Below are 14,417 nucleotides of genomic sequence, written 5' to 3' on the forward strand. Positions count from 1 at the left end.
ATCAATTGGGTATCAAACCACCGTACACCCAAATACCGGCATACAGGATTACAAGGAACAAAGAGATCGGCAGGAACACTTTCCAGCCAAGGCGCATCAACTGATCATAGCGATAGCGCGGAACAAATGCCTTCACCATCGAAATAGTCCAGAAGAAGAAACCTGTTTTAATGATGAGCCACAGCCAACCCGGAATGAAATCTAAGAAGCCAAACGGCGAGAGCCATCCTCCAAAGAACAGAATTGCCATCAATGCAGACATCAGAAGAATATTCGCATATTCACCAAGGAAGAAGAGCGCGAATGCCATCGAACTATATTCGACCTGATATCCGGCCACCAGCTCTGCTTCCGCTTCCGGAAGGTCAAATGGTGGTCTGTTGGTCTCTGCGAGCGCTGAGATGTAGAAAATAATAAACAATGGGAAGAAGCGCCATACATGCCAATGCAGCACACTAGCACTTTGTGCTTCGACGATCTCAGTCATATTTAGCGAGCCAACGTTCAATAGAACTGTCACGATCACAAAACCAATTGATACCTCATAAGATACCATCTGCGCAGCAGACCGGAGGCCACCCAGGAACGCGTATCGGCTGTTTGATGCCCAACCAGACATGATAATTCCGTATACACCCAGCGATGAAATCGCGAGGATATAGAGAATACCAACATTCAAGTCAGCAATCGCGAGGTGCGGACCAAACGGCACAACCGCCCAAGTGATAAGCGCCAGTGTGAACGTCAGCATCGGTGCGATAATAAAGATACCCTTATTAGCGCCCGCTGGAACAATCGTTTCCTTGAGGAAAAGTTTCAGGCCATCCGCAAATGATTGCAAAAGGCCAAATGGTCCAACCACGTTCGGGCCGCGGCGCATTTGAACCGCCGCCCAAATTTTTCGGTCGAAATAAACCGCGAATGCAACACCGATCAAAAGCGGGAGCACAATCGCAAAGATAGAGGCAATGATAGCGAGGAAATAAAGAAATTCGCCTTCACCGCCAAATAGCGTGTAGAGAGCCTCAACCATTGGTTCCCGTTGCCTCCTCAAATCCTTCGCCGCTGCGGGCTTCGATGCAGTCGGCCATAATATCTGACGTTCTTGCAATCGGGTTGGTTACATAGAAGTTTGAAACAGCGTTTGTGATCTCACCGGCTTCGATATCGCCTTTGATACCGAAATCGCCCCATTCTGCATCTGGAACTTCATCAATCGCTGTGATGTGTGGTACTGCTTCAACCAGTTTCAGGCGAAGTTGACCAAGATTATCATACATAAGCGTTGAACCAAGCACATCAGATAGCGCACGGAAGATTGTCCAATCCTCGCGGGCATCGCCCGGCGCGAACACAGCCTTCGCTGTCATCTGAACGCGGCCTTCAGTATTGATATAGGTACCTGATTTTTCGGTATATGCTGCGGCAGGCAAGATAACATCAGCGTTCTTAACGCCCTCGTCACCGTGCGTACCGATATATACAGTGAACGCATCCTTGAGGCTTGATGTATCGAACTCATCAGCGCCCAGCAAGAACACAGCCTTCAAGTTACCATCCTCAGCATCGGACTTGATGGCGTCAATACCGCCATCGCTCACAAGGCCAAGATCCAAGGCCCCAACACGACTTGCTGCAGTATGCAGAACGTTAAAGCCGTTCCAGCCATCTTTGATACAGTATTTGTCAGCAATATCACGCGCCATTTTAAGGATTGCAGCGCCGTCTTTACCTTGCAGTGCGCCCTGCCCAACGAGGATCATTGGCTTTTCAGCAGCCTTCAACGCTTTTGAAATCGCATGGCGACCACCCGTGATCTTAGAGATCAAAGCAGTATCATTGCCAAACTCTTCAACAGGATATGTAAGGTCCACAGCTTCACCGATATTCGCAACCTTTAAACCAAGGTGACGAACAGCCTTACGGATACGTGTATTAATGATTGGCGCCTCAGCGCGTGGGTTCGTGCCGATCATTAAAAGGTAATCAGCGTCTTCGATGCCTGCGATCGAGCTATTCATCAAATAGCCAGAACGCACGGAAGCATCGAGCTCTGCACCGTCCTGACGGCTTTCAATCCGGCTTGATCCAAGATTGGCGAGCAAATCCTTCATCGCATACATGGCTTCCATGTCGGCAAGATCACCAACAACACCAGCAATTTGATCGCCTTTGAGGCCGCTAACACCAGTTTTAATGGCGTCAAATGCTTCACCCCAGCTTGCTTCAGTAAGCTTACCGTCTTTACGAACATACGGGCGGTCAAGGCGACGTTTTTTAAGACCGTCATAAACAAAACGGGTTTTATCGGAAATCCACTCTTCATTCACATCTTCATGCAAACGCGGTAAAATCCGCATAACAGCCGCGCCGCGCGCATCCACACGAATGTTGGAACCAACAGCGTCCATCACATCAATCGACTCCGTGCTTTTGAGTTCCCAACTACGGGCAGTGAACGCATATGGCTTACTTGTTAACGCGCCAACCGGGCACAAATCGATAACATTACCAGACATTTCACTGTCTAACATATTACCAAGATAGGTTGTTACCTCAGTATGCTCACCGCGCCAGAGCGAACCCATATCATCAACACCAGCAACTTCAGTTGAGAAGCGAACACAGCGCATACAGTGGATACAACGTGTCATGGTGGTTGAAATCAGCGGACCCATATATTTGTCTTCAACGGCGCGCTTGTTTTCCTCATAGCGGCTTGCACCACCACCAAACGCCATCGACTGGTCCTGCAAATCACACTCGCCGCCCTGATCACAAATCGGGCAATCAAGCGGGTGGTTAATCAGCAGAAATTCCATCACACCTTCACGTGCCTTTTTAACACGTTCGGTATTTGTGTGGATCACCATCCCGTCGCCTGCCGGCATAGCGCAGCTTGCAATTGGCTTTGGTGCTTTTTCCATTTCAACAAGGCACATCCGGCAGTTACCAGCGATCGACAAACGCTCGTGGTAACAGAAACGCGGAATCTCAACCCCAACTTCTTCGCAAGCTTGCAGAACCGTTGTCCCCGGATCTACCGTAACTTCCTGACCATCAATGGTTAGCGTAGGCATATATTTCTCCCGGCCTCTCGCTTATTCAGCCGCTTTGGCATGATAGCTATCGATACGTGCTTCCACTTCATCTCGGAAATGACGCATCAAGCCCTGAATTGGCCATGCGGCCGCATCACCCAGTGCACAAATTGTATGACCCTCGATCTGCTTCGTTACATCCAGAAGCATATCAATTTCTTCCTTATCAGCACGACCTTCAACGAGGCGCTCCATCACGCGCCACATCCAGCCTGTGCCTTCGCGGCACGGCGTACATTGGCCGCAACTTTCGTGCTTGTAAAATTCAGATAGGCGCGCAATCGCTTTCACAATATCGGTGGACTTATCCATCACGATCACAGCGGCCGTACCAAGGCCGGATTGAACATCACGGAGGCTGTCAAAATCCATCAGCACCGTATCACAAATTTCTTTCGGCAATACAGGAACCGAAGAGCCACCTGGAATAACGGCAAGCAGATTGTCCCATCCGCCGCGAACACCACCAGCATGCTTCTCAATGAGTTCCTTAAGCGGAATACCCATTTCTTCTTCCACATTACATGGATTATTCACATGCCCAGAAATACAAAACACCTTCGTTCCCGTATTATTCGGGCGACCAAGGCCAGAGAACCAGCTAGCGCCGCGGCGCAGAATTGTAGGCGCGACAGCGATTGATTCCACATTATTCACTGTTGTTGGGCAACCCCAAACACCAACATTCGCCGGGAATGGAGGTTTCAAGCGTGGCTGACCTTTTTTACCTTCAAGGCTTTCGATCAGCGCTGTCTCTTCACCGCAGATATAAGCGCCAGCGCCTTTGTGAACAAACACATCAAAGTCATAACCAGAACCACAGGCGTTTTTACCAAGAAAACCCTTTGCACGGGCTTCCTCAATCGCAGCGTCCAACACCTCAGCTTCACGGTAAAATTCACCGCGAATGTAAATATAAGCCGCAACAGCATTCATCGCGAAACCGGCGATCAAACACCCTTCGATCAACTTGTGAGGATCATGGCGCATAAGATCGCGGTCTTTACAGGTGCCCGGCTCGCCCTCGTCTGCATTAACAACGAGGTAACTTGGACGACCATCCGATTCTTTCGGCATGAAAGACCATTTCAAACCAGTTGGGAAACCCGCACCACCACGACCACGAAGGCCGGACTCTTTCATCTCGTTGATGATCCAGTCCTTGCCTTTTGCGATGATTTCCTTTGTACCATCCCAGTCACCACGCTTCATCGCGGCCTCAATGCCCCAATCCTGCGTTCCGTATAGGTTGGTAAAAATGCGATCTTTATCAGCTAACATTATTCAGCCTCCTTCGCATCAAAGTCTTTTAGAGTTGTCAGACCACCCGCAGGCGCGCTTGTTTGACGATCGATCTGAGGGCCTGGTTTAATTTCCTCACCCTTGGCGAGCGCATCCAAAAGCGCTGTCACGCTTTCAGGTGATAGGTCTTCAAAATAATCATCATCAATGGCAACCACAGGCGCGTTCACACAAGCGCCAGCACATTCAACCTCAGAGAGTGTGAACATGCCGTCTTCTGTTGTTTCGCCCTTATTGATACCAAGGCGCTTCTTACACGCTGACATAATATCGTCAGAACCGCGAAGCCAACACGGAGTCGTACCACAAACTTGAACATGGTGCTTACCGATCGGCTTGTGGTTATACATTGTATAGAAGGTAGCAACTTCCTGTACCTTAATCGCAGGCATATCGAGATAGTCTGCGATATACTCCATGATTTCCACAGTAACATGGCCACCATTTTGGCGCTGCGCGATATCAAGAAGCGGCATAACAGCGCTTTGCTGACGCCCTTCCGGATATTTCGCAATATGATACTGCGCCTTCTTTTCATTCTCTTCAGACCAAGAGAAACCAGTTTGTCCTGTTTCGCTCATCGATCTACCTCACCAAACACAATATCCATTGCACCAAGAACCGCTGGTGCATCCGCGAGCATATGACCGCGGCACATAAAATCCATCGCCTGCAGGTGCGCAAACCCGGGCGCCCGAATTTTACAGCGATACGGACGGTTCGAGCCGTCTGACACAAGATACACACCAAATTCACCTTTGGGTGCTTCAACTGCTGCATAAACTTCACCTTCAGGTACCTTGAAACCTTCCGTGTAAAGCTTGAAGTGATGAATAAGTGCTTCCATAGACGTTTTCATTTCAGCACGACGCGGCGGCGCCACCTTATTATCAACTGAAAGCACTGGACCTTGCGGCATTTCATTCAAACACTGGCGAATAATCTTTAATGATTCGCGCATTTCGGCAACACGAAGCATAAAGCGGTCATAACAATCGCCGTGCTTACCAACGGCAACCTGAAAGTCCATTCGGTCATAAACTTCATATGGCTGCGACTTCCTGAGATCCCACGGAATACCACAACCACGTAGCATTGGCCCTGAGAACCCCCAATTAAGTGCGTCTTCAGGGGTAACAACACCAATATCAACATTCCGCTGCTTAAAGATCCGGTTATCAATCAACAGATCTTCCATATCCTTAAGGACATTCGGGAATGTTTCCGTCCACTTCATGATGCGCTCATCAAGTCCTTTAGGAAGGTCTTGATGCACACCACCCGGACGGAAATATGCTGCGTGCAACCTAGCGCCCGATACTGCCTCGTAAAATTCCATAAGGATTTCACGTTCTTCAAAGAGCCAAAGAATTGGTGTCATCGCACCAACGTCAAGCGCGTGCGTTGTTAGATTCAGAATATGGTTAAGAACACGACCGATTTCGCTGAATAACACGCGAACATATTGACCGCGTTCCGGCACCTCAATCTCCATGAGCTTTTCAATCGCCATAACGAAAGCATGCTCTTGGTTCATCGGTGCGACATAATCAAGACGATCAAAATAAGGCATCGCCTGAAGATATTGTTTTTGCTCGATCAGCTTTTCGGTACCACGGTGAAGAAGACCAATATGCGAATCAACCCGCTCAATGACCTCACCATCCAATTCCATAACCATCCGCAAAACACCATGTGCAGCAGGGTGTTGCGGGCCAAAGTTAAGGCAATAGTTCTTGATATCGACTTCAGCCATTATTTCGCCTCCGCCCCTGCTTCTTCTGCTTTCTCATCACCTGGAAGAACGTATTTCGCGCTTTCCCACGGCGACATAAAGTCGAAGTTTCTAAATTCTTGTGTCAACTTCACTGGCTCGTACACAACTCGTTTTTCGTCTTCGGAATAACGGCATTCAACAAAGCCAGTAAGCGGGAAGTCTTTGCGAAGCGGATGCCCCTGAAAGCCATAGTCGGTCAGCATACGACGAAGGTCGGGATGTCCAGCGAAAAAGATACCGTACATATCCCATGCTTCGCGCTCAAACCAACCAGCAGAATCAAACACAGTTACCGCTGTTGGCACTGGTGTATCTTCGTCCGTTTGCACTTTAACGCGAATACGCTGATTAAGCTGAAGACTAAGCAAATGATAAACAACATCAAACCGCTTAGCCCGCTCTGGGTAATCAACGCCGCAGACATCAATCAATTGCTTAAACATGCACTCGTGATCATCGCGCAAAAAGGTCAACACCTTCTCAATCTGATCTGCCCGTGCTTCAATAGTCAACTCACCGTGGGCAACACTTGCTGAACTCACCTCATTTTCAAGGTGACTGGCAATATGATTACCCAATTCTTGCAAAGCCTTGTTTGTCATGCGCTTTCGCGCTCCTTATATTTTGCACCACTCCCTAAGGGGCGCCGCTTCATACCAGAAATCCGGCACCAGAATGCCGGATAATATTTTTAACGATTAAACGTCGACGTACGACGAATTTTACGCTGCAATTGTAGAATACCGTAAAGAAGAGCCTCAGCACTTGGAGGGCATCCCGGAACATAAATATCCACGGGTACAATTCGGTCACATCCACGAACAACGGAATAGCTATAGTGATAGTAACCACCACCGTTAGCACAGCTACCCATCGAAATTACGTAACGCGGCTCAGACATCTGATCGTAAACTTTACGAAGCGCTGGCGCCATTTTATTCGTGAGCGTACCTGCAACAATCATAACGTCACTCTGACGCGGGCTTGCACGTGGGGCAATACCAAATCGCTCCATATCATAGCGCGGCATGTTGGTGTGCATCATTTCTACAGCACAGCATGCCAAACCAAACGTCATCCACCACAAAGAACCGGTACGTGCCCACGCAACCAAATCCTCAAGAGACGTTACAACAAATCCTTTTTCTGTAAGTTCTTCGTTAAGACCTTGAAAAAACTGTGTATCGCCAGGATTGGCACCAGCAAGCTCTGGATTAGCAAACGGGCCAGTCATAGCCGTTTTATTGTCACCTGCTACTCCCATTCCAATGCTCCTTTATTCCACTCATATACAAAGCCTACGGTCAAAACACCAAGGAAGATCACCATTGACCAGAAGCCATACAATCCACTTTCGCCAAGAGACACGACCCAAGGGAACAAGAAAGCAACTTCAAGATCAAAAATGATGAACAAAATAGCGACGAGATAAAAGCGAACATCGAATTGCTGACGCGCATCATCAAAGGCTTCAAATCCACATTCATAAGCAGACAGTTTTTCACTATCTGGGTTTTGCTGGGCAACCAAAACCGCGGCCCCAACAAACACAATCGACAAAACGATCGCTATTCCAAGAAAAATAAGAATTGGTAGATACTGAATGAGTAATGACTCCATGGGAGTCTCTCCTCGGTTGTTGGCACGAATTACAGCGCTCTTTTATATAGGGAATTCTAAACAGTAAAGTCAGAATTTCTATAAAACGCATAATGCGCCAAACTATAGCGATATTGAGCCATAAGGCAAAGATTTGTTATAAAAATCAACAGTTTCTGCGAATGATTATTAATTGCTGATTGCGCATTAACAAGGCGTGATATCTATCAAAAATAGCAACTATCATTCTCTGCTTTGTCAGAGGGAATTCAGGCACAAAAAAACGCACTCAGAAACTCTGAAGTGCGTTCTTTTCGCAAGTGGCGCGAGTGACGGGACTCGAACCCGCGACCCTCGGCGTGACAGGCCGATACTCTAACCAACTGAGCTACACCCGCGCATCGCTTGCGTGAGAGGGTGTTTAAGCCCATGCAGTCCGACTGTCAATCATAGAATGTCAATTTTTTGAAATTATTTTTAGAATTCATATGGTTCGCTCGTTTCCTGAATATGAAACCCTTGACCCACACAAGCGCTGCGGCATTCAGGCACAAAAAAACGCACTCAGAAACTCTGAAGTGCTTTTTTTTTCGCAAGTGGCGCGAGTGACGGGACTCGAACCCGCGACCCTCGGCGTGACAGGCCGATACTCTAACCAACTGAGCTACACCCGCGCATCGCTTGCGTGAGAGGGTGTTTAAGCCCATGCAGTCCGACTGTCAATCATAGAATGAAAGAAAATTTAAAAACTTTCACTTTTTACAATTCCATCAAAATTCAACGCATTCATTACCCTCAGTTTTTGAACTGATGACAATTCAGCCAAAGGCCAAAACCGATAGTCTGTATGCTCTTCGCTCAAGGAAATTCTAGTCGCAGTATCTGGGACGGAACATAAAAAGATGAATACGTGCGATTCATATACAGAATGATAATAAACACCTGTCAAAGCTTCAATATGAACATCAATACCAAGCTCTTCACGGCACTCTCTATATAATGCCTCGTGGATCGTCTCTCCTTTTTCAAGAGCGCCTCCTGGAAGTCCCCATGACCGATTCCCATAACTTGCTTTTAGCAACAACACTTCGTCATGCTCGTTAACGATAACGGCATGTGCACTGAGACGGTATGTAGTATTAAAACCCATTGCATCAGTATAATAAATTGAATTGAAATAAACAGGAATTTAAGTGGTGGGCGATGACAGGCTCGAACTGCCGACCCTCTCGGTGTAAACGAGATGCTCTACCAACTGAGCTAATCGCCCACGTCACTATAAATAAAAGACACTAAGTCTTTGAATGGTGGGCGATGACAGGCTCGAACTGCCGACCCTCTCGGTGTAAACGAGATGCTCTACCAACTGAGCTAATCGCCCACATAATGATGTGGTGAGCGGGGTTTTAGAAACAATTTGCCCCTCTGTCCAGAACTAAATTCAGAAATATGGAATAAAGTGTATTTTTTTCCTGCGCTCGCTAAAAAGAAAGCGGCCACAGTTCTAAAACTGTGGCCGCTTCCCGTTTCAAACCAAGAAAAACTTAGCTGTTAACAGCGTCTTTCAAGCCTTTACCAGCTTTGAATTTTGGCTGCTTAGAAGCAGGAATATCGATTTCTTCGCCAGTACGTGGGTTACGGCCTTTAGTTGCTGCACGTTGTGCAACAGCAAATGTACCAAAACCAACAAGACGAACTTCATCACCGCCTGAAAGAGCGCCAGTGATAGAATCGAATACTGCGTCTACTGCTTTACCAGCATCAGCTTTAGAAAGGTCAGATGTTTCTGCAACCTTTGCAATTAGATCATTTTTATTCAAAATATCCCCCTATGGGTTGAAGCTATTGATTTCAGCATAGCGCCGAAATGCGAACGCAGTTTAAAACCGAAAAAACCATAATGTCAAAACAAAAAACCGCAGAAAACTGCGGTTTTTATCATTTTTTTTCTTGTATTTTATTTGTTTTGGAACAAGACGCTAATGAGTCGTTACTTCATCGGCTGTAGAAGACCCGTCAGAGGCGATTTCTGCAACGTTATCGAGCTCGTCCCAGTCCACTGGTTCCAAGTCTTTGACAAGTGCATGACTTAAAACCTGATCAACATCAGAAACTGGAATGATTTCAAGGTCTTTCTTAACATTCTCAGGAATATCAGCGAGATCTTTCTCATTGTCCTGAGGGATCAAAACAGTCTTAATCCCCCCTCTTAGGGCTGCCAAAAGCTTCTCTTTAAGTCCACCAATCGGTAAAACCTTACCCCGCAAAGTCACCTCGCCAGTCATTGCGATATCTTTGCGAACAGCAATTCCAGTCAATACAGAAACCATGGATGTACACATTCCTACACCCGCGGACGGGCCATCTTTTGGCGTTGCACCCTCTGGAACGTGGATATGGATATCTTTCTTCTCAAATAATTTCGGATTGATTCCATATTCACCGCAGCGCGAATGTACATAAGAACGCGCCGCCTGAATTGATTCTTTCATCACATCGCCAAGCTTACCGGTGTGTTTAATGGCCCCCTTGCCCGGCACGACAATAGCCTCGATAGCAAGAAGTTCACCGCCAACTTCAGTCCAGGCGAGGCCCGTTGTTAAACCAATCTCATCATTCTCTTCAATTTCACCGAAACGGAATTTTTTGACGCCCAAATACTGCCCGACATTACGCGATGTGACAGAAATCTTATCCTTGGAACCTTCAACAATTTCTTTCACAGCCTTGCGAGCAAGCTTTGCAATCTCACGCTCTAAGCTACGAACACCAGCTTCACGGGTATAGTAACGAATAGCATCCCTAACGGCACCATCAGAGATTGACCATTCGTCTTTCTTCAGACCATGGTCTTTAACCTGTTTTGGAATAAGATGACGCTTGGCAATCTCAAGTTTTTCATCCTCTGTGTAGCCAGATAATTGAATGATTTCCATACGGTCCAAAAGTGGGCGTGGCATCTTTAATGAATTTGCTGTTGTGACAAACATCACATCAGACAAATCATAATCTGCTTCAAGATAATGGTCGTTAAATTTTCCATTTTGTTCAGGGTCTAAAACCTCCAAAAGGGCCGACGCCGGGTCACCACGGAAATCCTGTCCCATTTTATCGATTTCATCGAGAAGGAAGAGCGGGTTACTGGTCCCTGCCTTCTTCATAGACTGCATAATTTTACCCGGCATAGAGCCGATGTATGTTCTGCGATGGCCGCGAATTTCTGATTCGTCACGCACACCGCCAAGGGAAAATCGAACAAATTCACGACCTGTTGCTTTTGCAAGCGATTTACCAAGCGATGTTTTACCTACGCCCGGAGGGCCAACCAGGCAAAGAATAGGGCCTTTCAGCTTTTTGGCACGTTGTTGAACTGCCAAATATTCTACGATCCGTTCCTTAACCTTCTCAAGGCCATAATGCGCCGTATCTAAAACCAGTTCGGCTTGCTTAATGTCTTTTTTGATTCGGCTGCGCTTACCCCAAGGAACAGTCAGCATCCAATCAAGATAATTACGCACAACAGTTGCTTCTGCTGACATCGGGCTCATAGATTTGAGCTTCTTGAGCTCCGCTAAACACTTCTCTCGCGCTTCTTTTGAGAATTTTATTTTCGCTATTTTATCCTCAAGTTCCTGAATTTCTTCACGGCCATCATCGCCCTCGCCCAATTCTTTCTGAATCGCCTTCATTTGCTCATTCAGATAATATTCGCGCTGGGTTTTTTCCATTTGGCGCTTAACGCGTCCGCGGATTTTTTTCTCAACCTGTAGAACGCTAATTTCGTCTTCCATGAAGTTGAATACACGTTCCAAGCGCTCAATCACTGAAACGCTTGATAGCAGTTGCTGTTTGTCATCAATCTTCAACGCCAGATGAGACGCAATTGTATCTACGAGTTTGCTTGGCTCTTCTGTTTGGCTAACTGTCGCCAGCACCTCTGAAGGGATTTTTTTGTTTAATTTAATATATTGCTCAAACTGGGAAATCACTGAGCGGGACAGCGCTTCGACTTCCTGATCATCAACCTCTTCTGGTTCAATAACCTTGATTTTAGCTTCAAAGAAATCGTCAGAACGTGTGAACTCTTCAATTTCCGCGCGCTGGAAGCCTTCCACCAGTACTTTAACCGTACCATCAGGTAGTTTTAGCAACTGCAAAACAGATGCTACAGTTCCAATTTCGAAAACGTCCTCGGGTTCAGGGTCGTCTTTCCCTGCATCCTTTTGCGCAACCAAAAGGATTTGCTTATCTTTCGACATGACTTCCTCAAGCGCAACTACTGACTTATCCCGACCAACAAATAGCGGTACAATCATATGTGGGAAAACAACAATATCCCGTAACGGTAAAACAGGTAGTATGTCACTCGCGAGTGTCTTATTTGAAGCGTCAGACATTTAAATTCTCATCAAAAGATAGTTCAAAACGGTATTCACATTGCTTTTTACGCAATAAACGCACTCAAGACCACGTAAAATACATCTAAACAGTAGTTTTACGCATAAAAAGTTATGAAACAGTCAATTTAGGAAGGAAATATGGGGTTTCAACCCCATATTATATGGTTTTAGAGTGAAATTTAAGCTGGTTCGCCTGTTTTATCGAGGCGTTCAGAGAAAATCAGCAAAGGACTCGCTTTTCCTTCAATCACTTCACCGTTCACGACGACTTCTTCGATACCTTCGCTACCAGGAAGGTCGAACATTGTATCAAGAAGCGTGTTCTCCATAATGGAACGAAGCCCACGCGCGCCGGTTTTGCGTTCGATCGCTTTGCGTGCAACGGCCAACAGTGCGTCGTCAGTGAAGGTAAGCTTTGTTTCTTCCATATCAAACAATGTCTGATATTGCTTTAACAAGGCATTCTTCGGCTGCGACAGGATTTGAATCAATGCATCTTCATCCAAATCTTCGAGCGTCGCGATAACAGGCAAACGGCCTACAAATTCAGGAATCAAACCAAATTTCAAAAGATCCTCAGGTTCTGCGTCCTTAAAGAGTTCGCCTGTCCCACGGTCATCCGGTCCAGCGATACTCGCGCCAAAGCCAATTGACTTGCCCTGCATTCGGTTCGAAATAACTTTATCCAACCCAGCGAAAGCACCACCACATATAAAGAGGATGTTCGTTGTATCAACCTGGAGGAACTCCTGTTGAGGATGCTTCCTGCCACCTTGTGGTGGAACACTCGCAACAGTGCCTTCCATAATTTTCAAAAGCGCTTGTTGAACACCTTCGCCCGATACATCGCGCGTAATTGAAGGATTATCGGCCTTCCGGCTGATCTTATCCACTTCATCGATATAAACGATACCACGTTGGGCTTTTTCTACATTATAATCAGCCGATTGAAGTAGCTTGAGAATAATATTCTCAACGTCTTCACCAACATATCCGGCTTCAGTTAATGTAGTCGCGTCCGCCATCGTAAACGGCACATCAAGAATACGAGCCAATGTTTGGGCAAGAAGCGTTTTACCACATCCGGTTGGGCCCATTAGGAGGATATTAGATTTCGCAAGTTCAACATCTGATTTACCAGAGCTTGCATGATTAAGGCGTTTGTAATGGTTATGTACCGCAACAGACAAAACTTTCTTAGCGGCAGCCTGACCAATGACATAATCATTCAGAACTTCTAAAATTTCTAAAGGCGTTGGGACACCATCACTTCCTTTTGTGAGCGACCCCTTACTTTCTTCTTTGATAATGTCGTTACAAAGCTCAACACACTCATCGCAAATAAACACAGTTGGGCCCGCAATTAATTTGCGAACTTCGTGCTGGCTTTTCCCGCAAAAGGAACAATAAAGCGTGTTTTTTGTGTCGTTATTACTCAAGGTAATCACCACTTTCTTATTTTATGATCTTCTTTAACCATATGGTAGACTAGTTAAAAAGATACAAACAACTAAATTTTTCTCTCAACATGTAACAATTTACGAATGAGCGGATTACTTTCAGATGAATTCGACACTCAGCATAAAATAATTGAGCTACATGTTACGATATTAATCTTCTTTCACAGGTTCGCGTGATGTGTACACTTCGTCAACAAGACCAAAGTCCTTAGCCTCTTCCGCTGACATAAAGTTATCACGGTCCATCGCAGCTTCTATATCCGCAAGTTTTTGTCCTGTATGCTTCACATATATCTGGTTTAAACGTTCACGCAGTTTCAATATCTCGCGCGCTTGAATTTCAATATCCGAAGCCTGTCCACGCGCACCACCAGAGGGCTGATGGATCATAACACGAGCATTTGGAAGCGCATAACGCATGCCTGGCTCACCTGCTGCAAGCAAGAGCGATCCCATTGAACAAGCCTGTCCTATACAAATGGTTGCGACCTTCGGGCGGATATATTGCATAGTATCATACATCGCCATACCGCTTGTCACCACGCCGCCCGGAGAATTGATATAGAAATTGATTTCTTTCTCTGGGTTTTCGGCTTCCAGGAACAGAAGCTGAGCCACAATCAAGCTAGAGATATGATCATCCACCTGCCCTGTCAGGAAAATAATTCGATCTTTTAAGAGGCGCGAATATATATCATAGGAGCGCTCACCCCGATTGGTTTGCTCGACAACCATCGGCACCAAGGCGTTCTGAAAAGTATCCATTACATCGTTCATC

General features: G+C 46.3%; 13 protein-coding genes and 4 tRNA genes. All 17 read right to left on the reverse strand.

Annotation, left to right across the window (positions count from 1 at the left end; all coding sequences use genetic code 11):
• Position 1 precedes the first annotated feature (1 nt).
• Positions 2–1,033: an NADH-quinone oxidoreductase subunit NuoH gene (nuoH, locus tag KFF44_RS09540; protein ID WP_255933718.1), complete on the reverse strand. Its 1,032-nt coding sequence runs from the start codon at positions 1,031–1,033 to the stop codon at positions 2–4.
• Positions 1,026–3,080, reverse strand: coding sequence for an NADH-quinone oxidoreductase subunit NuoG (gene nuoG, locus KFF44_RS09545; RefSeq protein WP_255933719.1), 2,055 nt, complete (start codon positions 3,078–3,080; stop codon positions 1,026–1,028). The genes nuoH and nuoG overlap by 8 nt, the downstream gene beginning before the upstream one ends.
• A 21-nt stretch (positions 3,081–3,101) precedes the next feature.
• Positions 3,102–4,382: an NADH-quinone oxidoreductase subunit NuoF gene (gene nuoF, locus KFF44_RS09550; protein WP_255933720.1), complete on the reverse strand. Its 1,281-nt coding sequence runs from the start codon at positions 4,380–4,382 to the stop codon at positions 3,102–3,104.
• A complete protein-coding gene (gene nuoE, locus KFF44_RS09555) occupies positions 4,382–4,984 on the reverse strand; it encodes an NADH-quinone oxidoreductase subunit NuoE (protein ID WP_255933721.1) in 603 nt (200 codons plus the stop codon). Before nuoE ends, nuoF begins: the two co-directional genes overlap by 1 nt.
• On the reverse strand, positions 4,981–6,159 hold the full coding sequence (locus KFF44_RS09560; protein ID WP_255933722.1) for an NADH-quinone oxidoreductase subunit D: 1,179 nt from the start codon (positions 6,157–6,159) through the stop codon (positions 4,981–4,983). The genes nuoE and KFF44_RS09560 overlap by 4 nt, the downstream gene beginning before the upstream one ends.
• Positions 6,159–6,782, reverse strand: a complete 624-nt coding sequence (locus KFF44_RS09565) for an NADH-quinone oxidoreductase subunit C (protein WP_255933723.1) — start codon at positions 6,780–6,782, stop codon at positions 6,159–6,161. The genes KFF44_RS09560 and KFF44_RS09565 overlap by 1 nt, the downstream gene beginning before the upstream one ends.
• Positions 6,783–6,871: 89 nt before the next feature.
• A complete protein-coding gene (locus KFF44_RS09570) occupies positions 6,872–7,414 on the reverse strand; it encodes an NADH-quinone oxidoreductase subunit B family protein (protein WP_370691159.1) in 543 nt (180 codons plus the stop codon).
• 20 nt (positions 7,415–7,434) lie between these two features.
• A complete protein-coding gene (locus KFF44_RS09575; RefSeq protein WP_255933726.1) occupies positions 7,435–7,800 on the reverse strand; it encodes an NADH-quinone oxidoreductase subunit A in 366 nt (121 codons plus the stop codon).
• Positions 7,801–8,100: 300 nt separating this feature from the next.
• Positions 8,101–8,177 (reverse strand) — tRNA-Asp (locus KFF44_RS09580).
• A 199-nt stretch (positions 8,178–8,376) separates the two neighbouring features.
• Positions 8,377–8,453, reverse strand: a tRNA-Asp gene (locus KFF44_RS09585).
• 68 nt (positions 8,454–8,521) lie between these two features.
• Positions 8,522–8,929: an NUDIX hydrolase gene (locus KFF44_RS09590; RefSeq protein WP_255933727.1), complete on the reverse strand. Its 408-nt coding sequence runs from the start codon at positions 8,927–8,929 to the stop codon at positions 8,522–8,524.
• 44 nt (positions 8,930–8,973) lie between these two features.
• Positions 8,974–9,049, reverse strand: a tRNA-Val gene (locus tag KFF44_RS09595).
• Between the two features lie 35 nt (positions 9,050–9,084).
• Positions 9,085–9,160, reverse strand: a tRNA-Val gene (locus KFF44_RS09600).
• Positions 9,161–9,323: 163 nt separating this feature from the next.
• On the reverse strand, positions 9,324–9,599 hold the full coding sequence (locus tag KFF44_RS09605) for an HU family DNA-binding protein (protein WP_255933728.1): 276 nt from the start codon (positions 9,597–9,599) through the stop codon (positions 9,324–9,326).
• A 159-nt stretch (positions 9,600–9,758) separates the two neighbouring features.
• Positions 9,759–12,176: an endopeptidase La gene (lon, locus tag KFF44_RS09610; RefSeq protein ID WP_255933730.1), complete on the reverse strand. Its 2,418-nt coding sequence runs from the start codon at positions 12,174–12,176 to the stop codon at positions 9,759–9,761.
• Between the two features lie 182 nt (positions 12,177–12,358).
• Positions 12,359–13,627, reverse strand: coding sequence for an ATP-dependent Clp protease ATP-binding subunit ClpX (clpX, locus tag KFF44_RS09615; RefSeq protein ID WP_255933731.1), 1,269 nt, complete (start codon positions 13,625–13,627; stop codon positions 12,359–12,361).
• A 162-nt stretch (positions 13,628–13,789) separates the two neighbouring features.
• A complete protein-coding gene (gene clpP / locus KFF44_RS09620) occupies positions 13,790–14,416 on the reverse strand; it encodes an ATP-dependent Clp endopeptidase proteolytic subunit ClpP (protein ID WP_255933732.1) in 627 nt (208 codons plus the stop codon).
• Position 14,417: the final 1 nt, after the last annotated feature.

It is taken from the genome of Kordiimonas sp. SCSIO 12610 (assembly GCF_024398015.1).
In the GTDB taxonomy this organism is placed as follows: domain Bacteria; phylum Pseudomonadota; class Alphaproteobacteria; order Sphingomonadales; family Kordiimonadaceae; genus CANLMI01.

Bases quoted from the DNA above. Each gene is read 5' to 3' on its own strand.
- nuoH (WP_255933718.1), bottom strand. From the start codon at position 1,033: ATGGTTGAGGCTCTCTACACGCTATTTGGCGGTGAAGGCGAATTTCTT.
- nuoG (WP_255933719.1), bottom strand. From the start codon at position 3,080: ATGCCTACGCTAACCATTGATGGTCAGGAAGTTACGGTAGATCCGGGG.
- nuoF (WP_255933720.1), bottom strand. From the start codon at position 4,382: ATGTTAGCTGATAAAGATCGCATTTTTACCAACCTATACGGAACGCAG.
- nuoE (WP_255933721.1), bottom strand. From the start codon at position 4,984: ATGAGCGAAACAGGACAAACTGGTTTCTCTTGGTCTGAAGAGAATGAA.
- KFF44_RS09560 (WP_255933722.1), bottom strand. From the start codon at position 6,159: ATGGCTGAAGTCGATATCAAGAACTATTGCCTTAACTTTGGCCCGCAA.
- KFF44_RS09565 (WP_255933723.1), bottom strand. From the start codon at position 6,782: ATGACAAACAAGGCTTTGCAAGAATTGGGTAATCATATTGCCAGTCAC.
- KFF44_RS09570 (WP_370691159.1), bottom strand. From the start codon at position 7,414: ATGACTGGCCCGTTTGCTAATCCAGAGCTTGCTGGTGCCAATCCTGGC.
- KFF44_RS09575 (WP_255933726.1), bottom strand. From the start codon at position 7,800: ATGGAGTCATTACTCATTCAGTATCTACCAATTCTTATTTTTCTTGGA.
- KFF44_RS09590 (WP_255933727.1), bottom strand. From the start codon at position 8,929: ATGGGTTTTAATACTACATACCGTCTCAGTGCACATGCCGTTATCGTT.
- lon (WP_255933730.1), bottom strand. From the start codon at position 12,176: ATGTCTGACGCTTCAAATAAGACACTCGCGAGTGACATACTACCTGTT.
- clpP (WP_255933732.1), bottom strand. From the start codon at position 14,416: ATGAACGATGTAATGGATACTTTTCAGAACGCCTTGGTGCCGATGGTT.